The sequence below is a fragment of the Embleya sp. NPDC127516 genome (assembly GCF_044765325.1).
Taxonomy (GTDB): Bacteria; Actinomycetota; Actinomycetes; order Streptomycetales; family Streptomycetaceae; genus Embleya.
The window spans coordinates 187169-205534 of record NZ_JBIWJT010000002.1 but is presented as its reverse complement, the minus strand read 5'-3'; the positions used below and the strand labels follow the sequence as shown (position 1 = coordinate 205534).

At 74.1% G+C, this 18366-nt stretch carries 12 protein-coding genes; all 12 read right to left on the bottom strand.

The features are described 5' to 3' along the window. Positions 1 to 45: 45 nt before the first annotated feature. Entirely contained in the window at positions 46 to 1269 is a 1224-nt protein-coding gene (cobA, locus tag ACIRL2_RS03440) for a uroporphyrinogen-III C-methyltransferase (RefSeq protein WP_395872152.1), read from the bottom strand. A 152-nt stretch (positions 1270 to 1421) separates the two neighbouring features. Continuing rightward, positions 1422 to 5339, bottom strand: a complete 3918-nt coding sequence (cobT, locus tag ACIRL2_RS03435; RefSeq protein ID WP_402230287.1) for a nicotinate-nucleotide--dimethylbenzimidazole phosphoribosyltransferase — start codon at positions 5337 to 5339, stop codon at positions 1422 to 1424. A gap of 1499 nt (positions 5340 to 6838) precedes the next feature. Then, on the bottom strand, positions 6839 to 7942 hold the full coding sequence (cobC, locus tag ACIRL2_RS03430) for an Rv2231c family pyridoxal phosphate-dependent protein CobC (protein ID WP_395872150.1): 1104 nt from the start codon (positions 7940 to 7942) through the stop codon (positions 6839 to 6841). A gap of 186 nt (positions 7943 to 8128) precedes the next feature. Beyond that, the gene (locus ACIRL2_RS03425; RefSeq protein WP_402229866.1) at positions 8129 to 8662 is read right to left on the bottom strand and encodes a cobalamin biosynthesis protein; all 534 of its coding nucleotides are present in this window, start codon (positions 8660 to 8662) and stop codon (positions 8129 to 8131) included. Positions 8663 to 8898: 236 nt separating this feature from the next. Next, positions 8899 to 10161 carry a precorrin-6y C5,15-methyltransferase (decarboxylating) subunit CbiE gene (cbiE, locus tag ACIRL2_RS03420; protein WP_402229864.1) on the bottom strand — a complete coding sequence of 421 codons (1263 nt, stop codon included), beginning with the start codon at positions 10159 to 10161 and terminating at the stop codon, positions 8899 to 8901. Positions 10162 to 10232: 71 nt separating this feature from the next. Continuing rightward, complete coding sequence (locus ACIRL2_RS03415) at positions 10233 to 11693, bottom strand: cobyrinate a,c-diamide synthase (RefSeq protein ID WP_402229863.1); 1461 nt, start codon at positions 11691 to 11693, stop codon at positions 10233 to 10235. Then, the gene (gene cobO, locus ACIRL2_RS03410; protein ID WP_395872142.1) at positions 11690 to 12304 is read right to left on the bottom strand and encodes a cob(I)yrinic acid a,c-diamide adenosyltransferase; all 615 of its coding nucleotides are present in this window, start codon (positions 12302 to 12304) and stop codon (positions 11690 to 11692) included. The genes ACIRL2_RS03415 and cobO overlap by 4 nt, the downstream gene beginning before the upstream one ends. Positions 12305 to 12414: 110 nt before the next feature. Then, entirely contained in the window at positions 12415 to 14466 is a 2052-nt protein-coding gene (locus ACIRL2_RS03405) for a putative cobaltochelatase (protein ID WP_402230285.1), read from the bottom strand. Between the two features lie 405 nt (positions 14467 to 14871). Beyond that, positions 14872 to 15693, bottom strand: coding sequence for a MetQ/NlpA family ABC transporter substrate-binding protein (locus ACIRL2_RS03400; RefSeq protein ID WP_402229860.1), 822 nt, complete (start codon positions 15691 to 15693; stop codon positions 14872 to 14874). A gap of 80 nt (positions 15694 to 15773) precedes the next feature. Then, positions 15774 to 16430: a methionine ABC transporter permease gene (locus ACIRL2_RS03395; protein ID WP_360306263.1), complete on the bottom strand. Its 657-nt coding sequence runs from the start codon at positions 16428 to 16430 to the stop codon at positions 15774 to 15776. 2 nt (positions 16431 to 16432) lie between these two features. Beyond that, positions 16433 to 17494 (bottom strand): methionine ABC transporter ATP-binding protein, encoded by a 1062-nt coding sequence (locus ACIRL2_RS03390; protein ID WP_395872136.1) that lies wholly within the window; start codon positions 17492 to 17494, stop codon positions 16433 to 16435. A 371-nt stretch (positions 17495 to 17865) separates the two neighbouring features. Beyond that, on the bottom strand, positions 17866 to 18342 hold the full coding sequence (locus ACIRL2_RS03385) for a GNAT family N-acetyltransferase (protein ID WP_395872134.1): 477 nt from the start codon (positions 18340 to 18342) through the stop codon (positions 17866 to 17868). Between the last annotated feature and the right edge of the window lie 24 nt (positions 18343 to 18366).

The following is an 18366-nucleotide window of genomic DNA, read 5'->3' as shown; positions in this document are numbered from 1 at the left end:
AACGGACCACAGGCCCCCTCACCTCCGTAGCCGCCAGGCAACCGTTCAGCCCGTGATCGCGACCACGTCACCGACCACCACGATGGCCGGAGGCCGAATGCCCTCCGCCACCACGTCGGCCGCAGCCGAAGCCAGCGTCGTGCGCAACACCCTCTGGGTGGCCATCGTGCCCTCCTGGATCACCGCCACCGGCGTGTCCGCCGCCCGCCCGTGCGCCACCAGCGTCGCGGTGATCGGCCCGAGCCGCTCCACCGCCATCAGCAGTACGAGCGTCCCGCGCAGCCGCGCGAGCGCCGTCCAGTCCACCAGCGAGCGCGGGTCCTCCGGCGCGACGTGCCCCGAGACCACGGCGAACTCGTGCGCGACGCCCCGGTGCGTGACCGGGATGCCGGCTATCGCCGGCACCGAGATCGCGCTGGTGATGCCCGGCACCACCTGGCACGGCACCCCCGCCTCGGCGCACGCGAGCGCCTCCTCGAAGCCCCGGCCGAAGACGTAGTTGTCGCCGCCCTTGAGCCGGACCACGAACCGCCCCGCCTTGGCGTGCTCGATCATCGCGTCGTTGATCGCCTCCTGGGCCATTGCCCGCCCGTACGGGATCTTCGCCGCGTCGATCACCTCGACGTGCGGCGGCAACTCGCCCAGCAGCGCGCGTGGGCCCAGCCGGTCGGCGATCACCACGTCGGCCTCGGCGAGCAGTCGCCGACCACGCACGGTGATCAGGTCCGGATCGCCGGGGCCGCCACCGACCAGGGCCACGCCCGGAAGCACACCGACCGGGCGCTCCCCCCGTGCGGCCAGCGAGCCGTCGTGCAGGCCCTCGACGATGCGATCCCGCACGCCCGCCGCGCGCCGGGGGTCGCCGCCCGCGAGCACCGCCACGGTGAGTCCGTCGTGCCGGCCGCTCGCCGGTGTCCACGCGCTGGCGTGCGACGCGTCGTCGCAGCGCACGCAGAACACCCGCAGCGCCTCGGCGTCGGCGGCCACCGCCTCATTGACCTCGGCCAGGTCGGTCGCGGCCAGCGCGTACCACGCGCCGTCCAGGTCACCGGGCGCGTAGGCGCGCCGCGCCCACCGCAGCTCGCCGCCGGTCGCCATGCCCTCGACGGCCGGCGTCGCCTCGGGGGCGACCACGAGTACGTCCGCGCCGGCGTCGAGCAGTGCGGGCAGGCGGCGCTGGGCGACCGTACCGGCGCCGACCACGACGACCCGGCGCCCTTCCAGGCGCAGGCCGGCGAGATAGGCGGGAGGACCAGGAAGTCGGGACATCGTTCTCACTTTTCGGGTGGGGCTGGGTGCTCTGGGTACGGGGTCTTGGGTCTTGGGTCTCGGGTTCTCGGCGTTTTCCCGCGCGGAAAGGGCACCTCTGCCACTCCATCGTGGCCGAGGTGCCCTTCGGCTGCTGCGGGCGGGGGTCGAAATCAGTCGGTTTTGCCGCTGACTCCCGCCGAGTCGAACGTGGCCACATCGTGCAGTACGCGGACCGCGCTCTGCACCAGGGGCAGCGCGAGTACCGCGCCGGTGCCCTCGCCGAGCCGCATCTCCAGCTCGACGAGCGGACGCAGCGACAACTTCGCCAGGGCCGCCGCGTGGCCGGGCTCGGCCGAACGGTGGCCCGCGACACAGGCCTGGATCGCCTCCGGCGCGATCGCCTGCGCGACCAGCGCCGCCGCGCCGGCGATCACGCCGTCGAGCACCACCGGGACGCGCAGCGCCGCCGCGCCGATGATGTAGCCGGCGATCGCCGCGTGCTCGAGACCGCCGACCGCGGCCAATACTCCGATCGGGTCACCCGGGTCGGGTTCGTGCCGCGCGAGGGCCGCCTTGACCACTTCGATCTTGCGCCGGTGCGTCGCATCGTCGATCCCGGTGCCCCGTCCGGTCACCTCGGCCACGTCCATGCCCGTGAACACCGAGATCAGCGCGGCGGACGCGGTCGTGTTGGCGATGCCCATGTCGCCGGTGAGCAGGCCCCGGTTACCGGCGGTGACCAGGTCGCGCGCGGTCTCGATGCCGACCTCGATCGCCGCGACGGCCTCCTCGCGGGTCATCGCGAGGCCCTGGGTCATGTCGCCGGTGCCCGGCCGGATCCGGCGCGGGAGCAGTCCGGACGCCTGCGGCAGCTCGGTCGCGACGCCGACGTCCACGACGCACACCTCGACGCCGATCTGCTTGGCGAACGCGTTGACCACCGCGCCGCCGGCGAGGAAGTTGCCCACCATCTGCGCGGTGACCTCCTGCGGCCACGGCGACACGCCCTGCGCGTGCACGCCGTGGTCGGCGGCGAACACCGCGACGGCGGCGGGCTCGGGGATCGGCGGCGGGAAGGTCCGGGCCAGGCCGGACAACTGCGCGCCGATCGTCTCCAGGATGCCCAGCGAGCCCGGCGGCTTGGTCATCACGCGCTGGTGCTCCCAGGCCGCGCCCAGCGCCTTGGCGTCGAGCGGTCGGACCGAGTGGAGCGTCTCGTCGAGCAGGCTGACCGGTTCCTCGCCGGGCAGGCCGCGCCGACCGTACGTCTCCTCGTGCACCACCCAGGACAGCGGCCGGGCCTTGGCCCAGCCCGACGTGGCCAACTCCGGCTCGTCCGGGAAGGCGTCCACGTAGCCGACGCACAGGTAGGCGACCACGTCGATGTGGTCCGGCAGCCCGAGCGCCGTGGCGAGCTCGCGCTCGTCGAAGAAGCTCACCCAGCCCACGCCCAGGCCCTCGGCCCGCGCGGCCAGCCACAGGTTCTCCACCGCGAGCGCGCTGGAGTACGGGCCCATCTGCGGCTGGGTGTGCCGACCGAGCGTGTGCCGACCGCCGCGTGTGGAGTCCACGGTGACCACGATGTTGACCGGGGTCTCCAGGATGGCCTCGACCTTGATCTCCAGGAACTGCTTGGCCCTGGCCTTGGGCAGTGAGGTCGCGTACGCCTCGCGCTGCCGCTGGGCCAGTTCCTGAACGGTGACCCGGGTCTCCTCGGAGCGGATCACCACGAAGTCCCAAGGCTGCGAGTAGCCGACGCTGGGCGCCGCGTGCGCGGCCTCCAGTACCCGCACCAGCACGTCGTCCGGCACCGGATCCGGTCGGAAACCGGCCCGGACGTCCCGGCGCTCGCGCATCACGCGATGCACCGCCTCGCGCGCCGCGTCGTCGTAGCCGGGCGCGGCCGGGCCACGCTCGACCTCCGGCTCCGGCTCCGGCTCCTGCTCCTGTTCCGACGTGGCGGCGGCCTCGGGCTCGGCCGACCCCTCGGCCGGCTCCTGGACCGGCGCGCTCGCGTCGGGCGTCGCCGACTCGGCCGCGACCGCCTCCGGCGTCGGCTCCTCGGCCGGTGCCGGCGCGGAACCGTCCGCCGCCGCTGCCGGTTCGGCTACGACCGGCCGTTCGGCGGCGGGCAGCAGCACGGTGACTGCGGTCGCCGAGGCGGGCTCGCGCGCCGCGTCACCGTCGGTCGCCGCGGCATCGTCGCCGGTCGCCGGCGCGTCACCCGCAGGCGCCTCGCCGGCGGGCTCGGTCGACGTGGACCCGGTCGGAACCGCTGCCTCCGCCGCGACCTCCTCGGCCGGGCCGCCCTGAGCCGGTCCGCCCTGTACCGGTTCGCCCGCTGCCGGGCCGGCCTGAGCCGCTCCGCCCTGAGCCGGTGCGATCGGCAGGGCGCCGACCGGATCGGCCGGGGGCGGCGGAATCCTGGGGATCTCGCCGGTTCCGGCAACGGCCGCGGGCTGCGGCTGCCGATCCGGCTCGGCGGTGGGCGTCGGCTCGGGGCCTTGCATGGCGGTGCCTTCGTCGGACGTACGTGGAACTGCCGGGTCGGCGACGGCCGATCCGGCCGGCCCGGCCGTGAGCGGACCGGCGGCCGGCGCGGCCTCGGTCGGCGTCGTTCCCGCGACGGGCTCGGGGGCCGTCGCGGGCGCCTGCTGCTCGCCGGCGGCCTGCGGAGCGGGGATCTCCTCCGCGACCTGCTCCGCCGCGCTGGACGGCGTGGTCGGTCCGGCGGGTGTGGGCCCGGCCGGCTCGCCGACGACCGGCGCCTCGTTCGGGAGTGCGGCCGGGGTCGAGTCGGCCGACGCGTCGTCCGCGGGAGCGACCGGAGTCGCCTCGGCGGATGCCTCGCCCGTGGCGACCGCGACCGGCGCGGCCTCGGCGACCGCTTCGACGGCGCCACCGGCCGCCGGTTGCTCCGCCGGCGCGGCGACCGGAACAGCCTCGGCGACGGGCGGTGCCTCGCCCGACTGCTCGGCGCCCCGATCCTGCGCGGACGACTCGGCCGAAGCCGCCTCGGCCCCGGTGGGTTCGACGGACGCGGCCTGCTCGGTCCAGGCAGCGACAGTCGGCGCGGTCGGCGCGACCGGCACGGCCTGTGCCACCGACGTGGCCGGCTCGACGGGCGCGGTCGGCCCGGTCGACACCGCCGGTGCGGTCGGCGCCGGCTGTACGGACGGTCCGGTCGGCTCGGTCGGCGCCGTCGGCGTGACCGAATCGGCCTGCGCGACCGGTGCCGACGCTTCCCCGGTGGCCGTGGCCGCGACCGGCTCGGCCGGTGCCGACTCGACATCCGGCTCCCCGACCACCGTCGCCGCCGGGCTCGGGCCGGGCGCCTCGGACGCGCCGGCCTCCGGCGCGACCACGTCGACGCCACCGGCCTCGACCTGCGACCCGGCCGGCTGTACGCCCGCCGTGCCGGTCTCGACCGGGGTGGTCGGCTCGGTCGGCGCCGCGACCGAACCCTCGGACGGCGCCTCCACCGCAACCGGCGTCGCCGGCACGGCCGTCGCGACCGGAGCGGCCTCCGCCGGCGCCTCGGTCGCCGACGAACCCTCGTTCGCCGCCGGCGACTCGACCGGCTCGGCGACGGGTTCGACCGGCTCGGCAGTCGGCGATGCCGCCGCGGTCTCCTCCGCGACCTGCGCGATGACCGGCTCTGGCGGTGGGACCGGACCGATCGGCCCTTCGACAACGGGAGTCGCCCCGTGCTCACCGGACTCGGCCGAGGCCGACCCGGTCTCGGGCTTGCGTCGCCGACCCCCGCTGCCTTCCGGCACGACGGGCGTGACGGGCGCGACCGGCGGCACCGGCTCGGCCGCCACCGGCGGTTCGGCGTTCTCCTGCGCGGCGTTCTCCTGCTGTGCGGCAACAACGGACGGCCCGGCCTCGGCCACGGCCTGCTCCGGCGCCGACGGGACCTGCGGTGCGGACTCCGGCGCACTCGCGGGCTCGACCGCCTGCGGTGGCGCGTCCGCCACACCCGGCGGCACCGAACCGGCCGCCTCCGCGCCGCCGATCGGCCCGGCGACAGGCGTGGGCGCGGCGGGCGTGGGCGCGGCGGGCTGCGGAGCGGTCTGTCCGGACAAGGCGGTGACGACCGCGTCCGGCGCGGCCTGGACGAACCTGGGATGCGCGGGCTGCGGCGGCACACCCGGCAACGGTTGCGGTATGGCAGGCGCGGTAACCCCCTGCGCGGGCGCGGCCGGCGGCGCGGGCCGCTCGGCGATCGGCGCGACCGGCGGCGGTTCGACGGGCGCCGGCGCGGGCGGCTGCGGCGCGGTGGCCTGCGGCGGTACCACCGGCAGCGCCTGCGCCGGCGTCGCCTGTGCGGGGATGCCGGTGTTCACCGCGTCGCCCACGGGATGCGCGCCACTGTGCGGGCCGGTCTGCTGCGGCACCGGGCCGCGCCCCACCCGACGCTGGCGTCGCGGCGGCAGCGTGGTGCGCTGCGGCACGGCGGCGGCTACCGGGAACGGCGGGGTGTCCGCCGGATTGCCGCCGACCGGCTGCGCCGGCTGCTGCGGTGCCACCGGCTCCTGGACCTGCCGAGATTCCTGCGTCTGCTGGACCTGTTGGAGCGGCGCCTGCTGGACCGGCTGCGGCTGGTCCGCGCTCTGCGCCGCACGCACGCGCTGCCGCAACCGCCCACCACCGGTCCCGGGCTGCTCGGCGAACGCACCGGGCACCGGACCACCGGCCGGGTTCGGCACCGGGCTCGGCGTCGCACCCGGCGTCACATTCGGGGTCGCTTCGGCCCCGGCCTCGACCGGCGCGCGATCCGGCGCCGGCGGTACGTCCGAGCCGTACCCGGCGACCGCCTGCGCGGCGGCCGGCGGCACGAACTGCGGCGCAACGAACTGCGGTGCGGCGGGCGGCGGTACGACGGGCGGCGCCTGCGCAGGCAGCGGGGCGGGCACACCGGGTACCTGCACCTCCGGTACGGCCGCACCCTGGACCGGCCCGCCCTGCACCGGGCCGCCCTGCACCGGGCCGCCCTGCACCGGGCCGCCCTGCGCGGGCACGCCCTGGATCGGCGCTCCCTGCACGGGACCGCCCTGCACGGGACCGCCCTGCACCGGACCACCCTGGGCCGGCGCCGGGTAGGGCTCGGCCACGCCCTGCGGCGCGCCGTACTCCCCGGGGCCGAATCCCTGGACCGGCTGCGGGACTTCCTGATGCGGTGTCATGGGACCGGGCGGATACGGGATCTGACCGGCCGTCATCGGCGCGACCTGGGTCACCGGCAATTCCGGCTCGTCGATGATCATCGCGGCGAACATGCCGGACTGCGGGCCGGGCACGGCGTCGTACGCCTGCTCGACCGGAGGCACCGGAACCTGTCCCGAGGCGTCGTCGCCGGCCGCGGCCATCCGGTCGGCCAGGGACATCCCCGGCGCGCCCGTGACCGCAGCGTTCGGATCGGCCCAGCCGGCCTGCGGCCCCGGCATCAACAGCGAGTCCTCGTCGTCCAGATCGTCGTACGGATACGGACCGGCCGGTTCCCCCACCGGGCCGGTGCCGGCGGCGTGCCTGGCGGGGCCAGGGCCTACGCCCTCCCCGGCAGGTCGGCGCTCGTCGGCTTCGCTCATCTAACTACTCCTTCCAGGGCAGCCGCGAAGGCCAGCGTCGTGGCACGATCCCGCACCGCGATCCGAAGCCAGTCCGGACCCAGGCCCGGAAAGGTGTCGGCCCGCCGAACCGCGTAGCCTCGCTCCCTCAGCTGCTCGCGGATCTCTGGGCCCCCCTCGATCCGCGCGAGCACGAACGAGGACCGGGGAACGACCGGTAGCCGCATCCCCGAAAGCGTGCGCAGCCTCTCCACGAGGTACGAACGGTCAGCCGCGAGCGTAACGGCCAACGCCTCCGCCTGCGCGAGCGCCTCCGGCGTGCAGCACGCCTCGGCGGCGATCAACGCCGGTGTCGACACCGACCACAACGGCTGAGCGTCCGTGAGGATGCGCACCAGATCCGGGGAAGCCAGGACGTAACCGATCCGAAGTCCGGCCAACGCCCAGGTTTTCGTGAGACTTCGCACAACCACGAGCCCGGGCAGGTCGCGTCGGTGCGCCACACTTTCGAGTTCGCCGGGAATGGTGTCGGCGAACGCCTCGTCGACCACCAGGATCCGGCCGGGACGTGCCAGCGCGGCGATGGTCGCCGCCGGGTGCAGCACCGAAGTGGGGTTGGTGGGGTTGCCCAGAACCACCAGATCGGCCTCGTCGGGGATCCGGGCCGGGTCCAGCACGAAGCCGCTCTCCGCGTCGAGCAGCACCCGGTGCACGGTGTGTCCGGCGGCCCGCAGCGCGGCCTCGGGCTCGGTGAACTGCGGGTGCACGACCACCGCGTGACGCGGGGTCAGCGCCCGGGCGAGCAGTACGAACGCCTCGGCGGCGCCCGCCGTGGGCAACACCTCGGCGCTCGGCCGCCGGTGCCGCGCGGCGATCGCGGCCCGGGCCCGACCGGTGTCGGGATAGGCGGCCAGGTCGGACAGGCTCGCGGTGAGCCGGTGCACCAGCCACGGCGGCGGGGCCGCGAGGCGCACGTTGACCGCGAGGTCGACCAGGCCCGGTCCGATCTCGGCGTCGCCGTGATGGCGCAGATCCACGTCCGGTTCGACGCGCGCGCCCGGTGTGCCGTCCCGTTCGTCGGGAGTGGGACCGTCGAGTTCCGTCATCGCGTCATTGCCCATGTCCGTGGTTCCCGTACCCCTGCCCGGTGCCCCTGCCCCGCCCGTGTCGTTCGTGTCCATGATGGTGGTGATGGTGCCCGGTCCGACGGCCGGGGTCCCGGCGTTGACCGTGAGCCGGCACTTCCCGACCGTTTCGCCGGGCGAACTCGACCGCCCCGCTGCCGAGTCCGACCATTTCCGCATCGATCATGACGTTTGTTGCCCCACCCGCGTGTCGACCGACCCACCCGCCGGTCCCGAACCCGCGTCGGCACGCCCCTCGGCCACCGCGTCCACCGCGTCCACCGCGTCCACCGCGCGACCGTGCCGGGCGACCGCCACCGTACAGCGCGGCCGCTCCCCCACACCGCGCGTCTTGGCCACCAGCAACTCACCCACCGGCGCACCCGATACCGGCCCCAGACACGCGGCGGCCTCGGCCACGCCCGGTGTCCCGACCGCCGCCCGGACCCGCTCGCTCGGATGCGGCACCGGAACCTCGGCCAGTTCCCGCGCCGCGCGGGCGAACAGCGGCAGCCCCAGCAGTTCCGCCCCGGCGACCAGCCCCGGCTCGTTCGCCCGGGCCGCCACGGTCACCAGCGCCAGCACCGCCGAACGCTCCAGACCGGCCCGCGCGAGCACGGCGCACACGCTCGCGCGCACCTCCTCCGCGCCCACCCCGCGCGCCGCCCCGACCCCGACCACCAGATCCCACCCGCCCGACCCCGCGCCACCCTCCATGGCCGAAACCCGACCCACCGAAGCAGGCGCCACCGAAGCGCCCTCCGCCAAAGCGTCTTCCGCGGGAACACCCACCGCCGAAGCACCTCGCACCGAAGAACCCTTCGCAGAAGCCCCCTCCGCCCAAGCACCTTCCATCGGAGTACCCACCGCCGCACCGATCTCCGCCGAAGCACCCACCGCCGCGACACCCGCCCGCGAAACGGTCGCCCGCCCGCCCCACACCCCATCCCTCGTCAAGAACGATCCCCCCACACCACGAACACCGGATGTGCCGGTTCCAGCCGCTGCGCGCCACCGTTCACCGGCGACAACCGCGAGGCCTGCAGCAGGCACCCCTCCACCGTGTAGCCCGCCCGCTCCAGTACCGCGCGCGCCTCCGCCACCCGATCCACCTCGGACATCGCCGCGACGATCCGCTCCGGCCGCCGCGCCGCGCACGCGGCCACCGTCGAGGGTCCGCCGCCGCCCACGAACACCACGTCCGGCAGCGGCAATCGAGACAACGCCTCGGGCGCCTTACCGTGCACCACCTGTATCTCGACCCCGAATCGGTTCGCGTTCTCGGCGATCAGATCGCACCCGAACGCCTCCTGCTCTACCGCGACCACCGCCGCGCCGTGCCGCGCGCACTCGACGGCCACCGAACCACTGCCCGCCCCGATGTCCCACACCAGATCACCGAGCCTGGGGCCGATTCGGGCCACCGCCAACGCGCGCACCTCGGCACGGGTGATCGCGCCGGTCCGATGCGCGTACGCGTCCTCCGCCACCGCCCACCCGCGCGCCGGGCCGGGAAAGCCCGGGCGTTCACCGGCCAACCAGCCCGCCGCCGCACCCGCGCGCGGAGCCGGCCCGATCACGATCACCACGTCCACGTCGGACCACTCGTGCTCCATCGCGTGCTCGGCGGAGACCATCGAGATCTCCTCCCGCTCGGTGCCCAGGCGCTCGCACACCACGAACGTGCGCGGCACATCCGGAAGCAGCGCGGCGAGTTCGGCCGGACCCGCGCCGGGACCGGTGAGCACCGCGACCTTCCCGAACGCCCGGCACACGTTCGCCGCGCGCCGCACGTCCCGGCCCAGGGCGCTGACCACCCGCGCGTCGTCCCAGGGCATCGCGGCCCGGGCGAAGGCCCGCGCGACCGAGGAGACGGCGGGCACGATCTCCAACTCCAGGCCGTACTCGGGCCGGCGCAGCAGCCGCACGATGCCGAAGAACCCCGGGTCGCCGACGGCCAGCACGACCGCGATGCCGCGATGCGCGCCGATCCGCTGCGCGGCCACGTGCACGTTGCCCAGCACCACCCGCTCCGCGCCCTCGGGCACCGTGACGGCGGCCAACAGCCGTTCCGGACCGGCCACCAGGGTCGCCGTCCGAATCGCCTCCACCGCCGGTGCCGACAGCGGTCCGCCGTCGTACCCGATCACGGTCACCCGATCAGCCATGGCCATCCCCTCGCCGTGCCGAACCCCGGGGGTCCCGCGCGTGGTCATGCGGTGACATCCCCGACGGGGTGCCCGTACACCCGACACGACGTCGGTCCCGCCGTCGCGGGTTGCGCCGATCACCGCCCGAGCGCGGTCCCTTCCCTCCGGTCGGTGACCGGCGACCCACCCGCGCCGCCCGGGACCCGCCCTCGCGCATCCACCGCCCCCGCGCCCGTCTGTTCGACCGCGAGCGCGCACGAGTGCGCGAACCGCCGGGCCAGATCGGGCGCGCCGGCCCAGTGCGCGTGCAGGTACGACGCGTGCACCGACCCGGCGATGTGCCCCTCCAAACCGGAGTCGCCCAGGCTCCACGCCGCTCGGCGCCCGGCCCGAGGGGTGAGCGTCGTGCGGTGGAACTCGTGTCCCCGGACCACTCGACCGGTCTCGGCGAGCACCGAGTCGTGCGCGGCCGTCGCCTCCCGATAGCCCAGGGTCAGCCGTTCGGTCATCCGCGCGTCCGCGTCCAGCACGCCGCACATCGGCGCACCGTCCAGGGTCCGGGCCAGGTACAGCAGCCCCGCGCACTCGGCCGCGATCGGACCGCCGCGCGCGGCCAGCGCCACCACGTCCGCGCGCAGCGTCGTGTTGGCGGCCAGCTCCGCCGCGTACACCTCGGGAAAGCCGCCGCCCACCACCAGTCCCGCCGTGCCCGTCGGCAACCGCTCGTCCCGCAGCGGGTCGACGGTGACCACGTCCGCCCCGGCCGCGTCGAGCAGTTCGGCGGTCTCGGCGTACGCGAAGGTGAACGCCGAGCCGCCCGCGACGGCGACCGTGGGTCGCCCGGAGATCGCGCCGCCCACCTCGCGCACCGGGTCCCACGGCGCGTCGGGCAGCGCTCCCGCGCTCGCCGCGATCCGCCGCACCTCGGCCAGGTCCACGCTGCGCGCGATCAGTTCGCCGAGCGCGTCCACCGTGCGCACGGCGTCCGTGTGCCGCTCGGCGACCGGGACCAGGCCCAGATGCCGGGCGGGCTTGGCGATCGCGTCGTGTCGGCGCAGCACGCCCAGGACCGGCATACCGATCTCGTCCAGCGCCTCGCGCAGCATGCTCTCGTGCCGATCCGAGCCGACCCGGTTCAGGATCACCCCGGCCACGCCCACGTCCGGGTCGAACGCGTCGAACCCGCGCACGAGCGCGGCCACCGAGCGGCTCTGCGCCCGCGCGTCCACGACCAGGATCACCGGTGCCGCGAGCAGGCGCGCGACGTGCGCGGTGGAGGCGTACCCGCCGCGTCCGGCCGCGCCGTCGAACATGCCCATCACGCCCTCGACGACCGCCAGATCGGCGCCGCGCGCGCCGTGCGCGAACAGTGGCGCGATCCGTTCCTCGCCGACCAGGAACGGGTCGAGGTTGCGCCCGGGCCGGCCGGCCGCGAGCGCGTGATAGCCGGGGTCGATGTAGTCCGGCCCCACCTTGTGCGGTGAGACCGTGTCGCCGCGCCGGGTGAACGCCGCGATCAGCCCGGTGGCGACGGTGGTCTTGCCGTGCCCGGAGGCGGGCGCGGCGATCACCACGCGCGGCAGCGCCGGACCACTCACCACTCGATGCCTCGCTGGCCCTTTTGTCCCGCGTCCATCGGGTGCTTGATCTTGGTCATCTCGGTGACCAGGTCGGCCGCCTCGATCAGCCGCGGGTCGGCGTCGCGGCCGGTGATCACCACGTGCTGGCTGCCGGGCCGGTCGCGCAGCACCGCGACCACCTCGTCCACGTCCACCCAGCCCCACTTCATCGGGTAGGTGAACTCGTCGAGCACGTAAACCCGATAGGTCTCGGCGGCCAGGTCGCGCTTGATCTGCTCCCAGCCCTGCCGGGCCGCCTCGGCGTGGTCCTCCTGGGTGCCCTCGCGCTGGATCCAGGACCAGCCCTCGCCCATCTTGTGCCAGGTGACCGGGCCACCCTCGCCGGTCTCGGTGTGCACCCGCCCGAGGGTGCGCAGCACGGTCTCCTCGCCGACCTTCCACTTCGCCGACTTCACGAACTGGAACACCCCGATCGGCCAGCCCTGGTTCCAGCCGCGCAGGGCCAGTCCGAACGCGGCGGTGGACTTGCCCTTGCCGGGCCCGGTGTGCACGACGACCAACGCCCGGTTCCGACGCTGACGCGTGGTCAGCCCGTCGGCGGGAACATGCGTGGGAACGCCTTGCGGCATGGTGATCTCCCTGTGTCCATAAAAACGTCGAGGCAGGTCTCCTACAGTCGCCCGGCCGCCCGCCGGGGGCGAACCCCGACCGGCCGGCGCGGGCCCGGTCACCGACCGGATCAAGCCACCGAACGCACGTCCCGGACCAGCCCCGCCAGGCCGTCGGCCGCCAGTTCGTCCAGTGTCACCACCGGCCCGCCCAGGTCGCCGGCCAGCCGCGCCGCCAGTCCCAGCCGCACCGGACCGCTCTCGCAGTCCACCACCAACGAGGCGGCCCCCGTCGCCGCCAACAACCGCGCCGCGCGCCGGCTCTCGCCCAGCGCGTCCCGGCCGCCCGTCGCCCGACCGTCGGTGACCACGACCACCAGCGGCCGGCGCAGCGGATCGCGCAGCCGCTCCACCCGCAACGTCTCGTGCGCGCGCAGCAGTCCGGCGCCCACCGGGGTGCGTCCGCCGGTCGGCAGCGCGGCCAGTCGGGCCGCGCCGATCTCGACCGAGGAGGTCGGCGGCAGCACCAGCGAGGCGTCCGCGCCCCGGAAGGTGACCAGGCCGACCTTGTCCCGTCGCTGGTAGGCGTCCAGGAGCAGGGACAACACCGCGCCCTTGACCGCACGCATGCGCTTGCGCGCCGCCATCGACCCGGACGCGTCGACCACGAACAGCACCAGGTTGCCCTCGCGGCCCTCGCGGACCGCCTCGCGCAGATCCGCGCGCCGCAACAGCAGCCCCGCGCCGGTACGCCCACGCGCCTTCTGGTGCAGCGCCGCCGCGCGCACCGTGGCCGCGACGTGCAGCCGGGCCACCCGGCCGGCCGCGACCTGCGAGCCGGTGGTGCGCCCGCTCGCGGTCCGTGCGCGCGAGCGCCGCCCGGCCGCGCCCTGCCCCACACCGGGCACCGCGAACAGCCGGGTGCGGTACGGCTCGGCCGCCGCCACGGCGGCCTGTTCCCGCCCGCCGCCCGAGGCGGTGGGCGCCCCCTCGACGGGCGCGTCCTCGGTACCGGGCGCCGAGGTGGGCGCCGCCTCGGTCCGCTCGGGCGCCCGGGCCGCGTTCCCCGACCCGTCCGACCCGTCCGAGCCGTCCGCGTCCGGCGGCGGCGACCCACCGCCGTCCGGCCCGTCCCCCTCCGGCTCGGGTTCGGGTTCGGGCTCCGGTTCGGGTTCCGGGTCGCGCAGCGCCTCGTCGAGGTGCTCCTCGTCCAGCCCCGGCGCGTCGAACGGGTTGCGCCGCCGTCGGTGCGGCAGCGCGAGCAGCGCGGCCTGCCGCACGTCCTCGGCGGTGACCTCGGTGCGGCCGTGCCACGCGGCCAGCGCGATCGAGGTGCGCGCCGTGACCAGGTCCGCGCGCATCCCGTCCACCTCGAACGACGCGCACACGCGCGCTATCCGCTCCAACTCGGCGTCCGGCAGCAGCACGTCGGCCAGCAGCGTCCGGGCGCGCAGGATGCGCTCGGCAAGGTCGGCGTCCTCATGCGCCCAGCGGGCCGCGAACGCGTCGGGGTCGGCCTCGTACGCCAACCGCCGGCGCACCACCTCGGCCCGCTCGCGCGGTTCCCGGCTGGCGGCGACCTCGACGGTGAGCCCGAAGCGGTCCAGCAACTGCGGGCGCAACTCGCCCTCTTCCGGGTTCATCGTGCCCACGAGCAGGAACCGCGCGGCGTGCCGCACGGACACCCCTTCGCGCTCGACGTGCGAGGTGCCCATCGCGGCCGCGTCCAGGAGCAGGTCCACCAGGTGGTCGTGCAGCAGGTTGACCTCGTCGACGTAGAGCACGCCCCGGTGCGCGGCGGCCAGCAGGCCGGGCTCGTACGCCTTGACGCCCTCGGTCAGGGCACGTTCGATGTCCAACGAGCCGGCCAGCCGGTCCTCGCTGGCGCCGACCGGCAGTTCGACCAGCCGCGCGGCGCGTGCGGTCCCGGCGATCGCCGGGTCGTGCGGACCGTCCGGGCACTGCCCGTCCGGGGAGGCCGGATCACACGAGAAGCGACACCCGGGCACCACCGCGACCTCGGGCAACTGACCGGCGAGCGCGCGGACCATGGTCGACTTGGCGGTGCCCTTCTCGCCGCGTACGAGCACTCCGCCGACGGCGGGCGAGACCGCGTTGAGGACGAGCGCCAGCCGCAGGTCGGCCAGGCCGACGATCGCGGAGAAGGGGTAGGCGGCGCTCATCCGCGCCGCCCCGAACCGCTCGATATGCCGCAGGTTGTCACAAAGCACGCAGGCATGCGCCGTCGGCCTCCCTCGGGTGTCCACGCCCTGGTCGGTGGCGGGACCCGTGACCCGGGCCCCGGACAGCGGCAAGTCTCTGGCTCACGCCCGCCGGACGGCGCGCGTTCACAGTGGCGGGACCGCTCCGGGTTGCCGCACCGCGCCGCCTCCATCGGATGTTCCGGTGTCGAGGAGTGCCCGAACCCTCGTGGAGAACGCGAACACACCTCGACACCGGGCCCGAAGGTGCTCCGCGCGATACGCCGGATTCCTTCCCTGCTGTCGTCGACAGCCTCTCATACGCCCTCGGACGCGCCACGGCCCCCGCCTTGCGACGGGGGCCGTGGTGTTCGCGCGGTGCGCGGATCAGAACGCGGGGAGCACGTTGCCCTTGTACTCGTCGGTGATGTACTTCTTCACCTCGGGCGAGTTCAGCAGCTTGGCCAGCTTCTGCACGCGCGGGTCGTTCTCCTTGCCCTTCTTGACCACCAGGACGTTCGCGTACGGGTTGTTCTCCGCCTTCTCCACCGCGATGCCGTCCTTGCCCGGCGTCAGCTTGGCGTCCAGCGCGTAGTTGCCGTTGATCACCGCGCCGTCCACGTCGTCCAGCGCGCGGGGCAGCTGGGCCGCCTCGATCGCCTTGAACTTGAGCTTCTTCGGGTTGTCCACGACGTCCTTCTCGGTCGCCGTGGTGCCCGCGCCGTCCTTGAGCTTGATCACGCCGTTGTCGGCGAGCAGCTTGAGCGCGCGACCGCCGTTGGTGGCGTCGTTCGGGAACGCGACGGTCGCGCCCTCCTTGAGCTCTGCGAGCGACTTGACCTTCTTGGAGTAGAGCGCCAGCGGTTCCAGGTGCACCGGCACGACCGGGACCAGGCTGGTCTTCTTCTCCTTGTTGAACTCCTCCAGGTAGGGCTTGTGCTGGAAGAAGTTGGCGTCGACGTTGCCCTCGTCCAGGGCCGGGTTCTGCTGGGTGTAGTCGGCGAACTCCTTGACGTCCAGCTTCAGGCCCTCCTTCCCGGCGAGGTTGTCCTTGATGTACTTCAGGATCTGCGCGTGCGGGACGGAGGAGGCGGCGACCTTGAGCGGGTCGGACGCGGACGAGCCCTTCTTGTCGTCACTGCCGCAGGCGGCGAGACCGAGTCCGAGGGCGGCGGCGGCGGTGAGCGCGACGAACTTGTTGATACGCACGAAGAGTGCCTTTCCTGGTGGTACGGAGTACGCGGGCGTGGGTCGCCTCGCGTCCTGGAACAGGTCCGGGGACGGACGCCTTATCGGTGGGCGAGCCTGCGGGAGAGCAGATCGCCGAGGAATTGCACGAGTTGCACCAGCACGACGAGCACCGCGATGGTCACCAGCATCAGGTTCGTCTCGAACCGCTGGTAGCCGTAGCGGATGGCCAGGTCGCCGAGTCCGCCGCCGCCGACCACGCCCGCCATCGCGGAGTAGCCGACGATCGCGACGATGGTCACGGTGATCGCGGAGATGATCGAGGGCACCGCCTCGCGCACGAGCACCTTGCGCACGATGGTGATCGTGCTCGCGCCCATCGACTGCGCGGCCTCGATCAGGCCCCGGTCCACTTCGCGCACCGCGGTCTCCACCAGGCGCGCGAAGAACGGGATGGCGCCCACGGTCAGCGGCACGATCGCGGCGTCGGTGCCGATCGTGGTCCCGGTCACCCATCGGGTGAACGGGATCAGCGCGACCAGCAGGATCAGGAACGGGACCGAGCGGCCCACGTTGACCACCAGCCCGAGCAGCTTGTTCGCCGGCGCGAACGCGAGCGGGCCGCCCCGGTCGGTGAGCACGAGCAGGAGCCCGATCGGCAACCCGATCAGCACGGTGATCAACGTCGCGACGCCGACCATGTACAGCGTCTCCTGGGTCGCGGTCTCCAGCAGTGGCCGCATCTCGGACCAGGTCATCTTCAGATCTCCTTGCCCGCGAGCGCCACGCCGTCCGCGGCGGCGACGTCGGCGTCCGACTCGGTGGGGGTGCTCGGGCCCTCGTCGACCACGTCGACCTGCAGGCCCTGCTCGCGCAGGTAGCCGATGGGCACCACGTTGTGCTCGAACGTGCCGTCCAGCGAGATCCGCATCCGGCCGATCTGCCGTCCGCCGACGCTCTCCACGGCCGCGCCCAGCACGTTGACGTCCACGTTGTAGGTGCGCGCGAGGGTGGAGATGAACGGCTGCGCCGTCTCCTCGCCGCGGAAGGTGATGTCCACCACGGTGCGGCCCTCGAGCACCCCCGGCGTGCCCAGCGGGAACATCTCCCGGGCCAGCCGCGAGTCGGACCGGCCGAGCAGTTCGCCCACCGTCCCGGACTCGATGATCCGGCCGCCCTCCATCAGGGCCGCCGAGTCGCAGATGTTCTTGACCACGTCCATCTCGTGCGTGATCAGCAGGATGGTCAGGCCGAGCCGGTCGCGCAGGTCGCGCAGCAGCGCCAGGATCGAGCGGGTGGTCTCCGGGTCGAGCGCCGAGGTGGCCTCGTCGGACAGCAGTACCCGCGGATCGGCGGCGAGCGCGCGGGCGATGCCCACCCGCTGCTTCTGCCCACCGGACAGTTGCGCGGGGTACGCCTTGGCGTGCTCGGACAGGCCGACCAGGTCCAGCAGTTCGGCCACCCGCCGGGCCCGGTCCCGGCGCGGGATGCCGGCGATCTCCAGCGGGACCGCGACGTTTCCGGCGACGGTGCGGCTGGAGAGCAGGTTGAAGTGCTGGAAGATCATCCCGATCCCGCGCCGCTCGGCGCGCAGCGCGCTCGCGGACAACGCGGTCAGGTCGCGCCCGCCCACCTCGACGGTGCCCGACGTGGGGCGCTCCAGCAGGTTCAGGCAGCGGATCAGGGTGCTCTTGCCGGCGCCGCTGCGACCGAGCACGCCGAAGATCTCGCCTTCACGCACGTGCAGGTCGACGTTGTCGAGCGCGGTCACCTGCCGTTCTCGGCTGCGATAGACCTTGCTCAGGGCAGTGGTACGGATCACCGTAAGTCCTCAAGTGGATGCGCGTGCCGAATCGGGCCCGGCGAAGGCCGCGCGATTTCGTCACACAGGGGGCGTGGCGGGGATGACACCGGGGGCGCGGAGCGCTCGGCCCGGGAGAGGGATCAGGCCCTCAAATCCTCAACAGCCACACATTCGACAGATCTGACACGAACGGCACATGCGACGACAACCCGTGGCGGTAGCCGCGGTGCCGGATGTGTGAGCCGTCGTGAACATGATCCGATTAAAGCAGACACACACCCCGCAATGGAAATGTCATCCCACCGGGGCACCTGCGACCGAAGCCGACGAAGCCCCGGTGGCCATGGATTCCATGGTCACCGGGGCTTCCGGGTGTCGCGAGGGTTTGCTCAGGCCGCGAGGACGGCCGTCTTGCGCAGGTAGACCAGGCTCAGCCGGGGGCTGATCTTCTCGACCCGGCCGGAGACGTACCCCAGCCGCTCGTACAGCCGCAGGTTGTTCTCGCTGCGGTGGCCGGTGAACAGCTCGTACTCGGCCGCGTCGGCCAGTTTCTCCTCGATCGCGCGCAGCAGCCGGGTACCGAGCATGTGCCGCTGCAACCGGGGGTGCACGACCAGCTTGCCGATCCGGGCCACGCCGTCCTCGATGGTGCCGCGCACCGAACCGACGACCTCATCGCCCAGTCGCGCCACCAGGACGGTGTGCGTCTCGAACTCGGCGCGCAGACTCTCCAGGCTCTGCGTCAGCGGCTCGATGCCGTAGTCGTTGTACAGGGCTGCTTCGCCCTGGTAACAGAGGTACTGAAGCTTGAGGATCTGCTCGGCGTCGGATACGTCCGCCGTGCCGATGCCTACGTTCTGCCCCATCGGATTGCTCCCCTGATCGCCCTG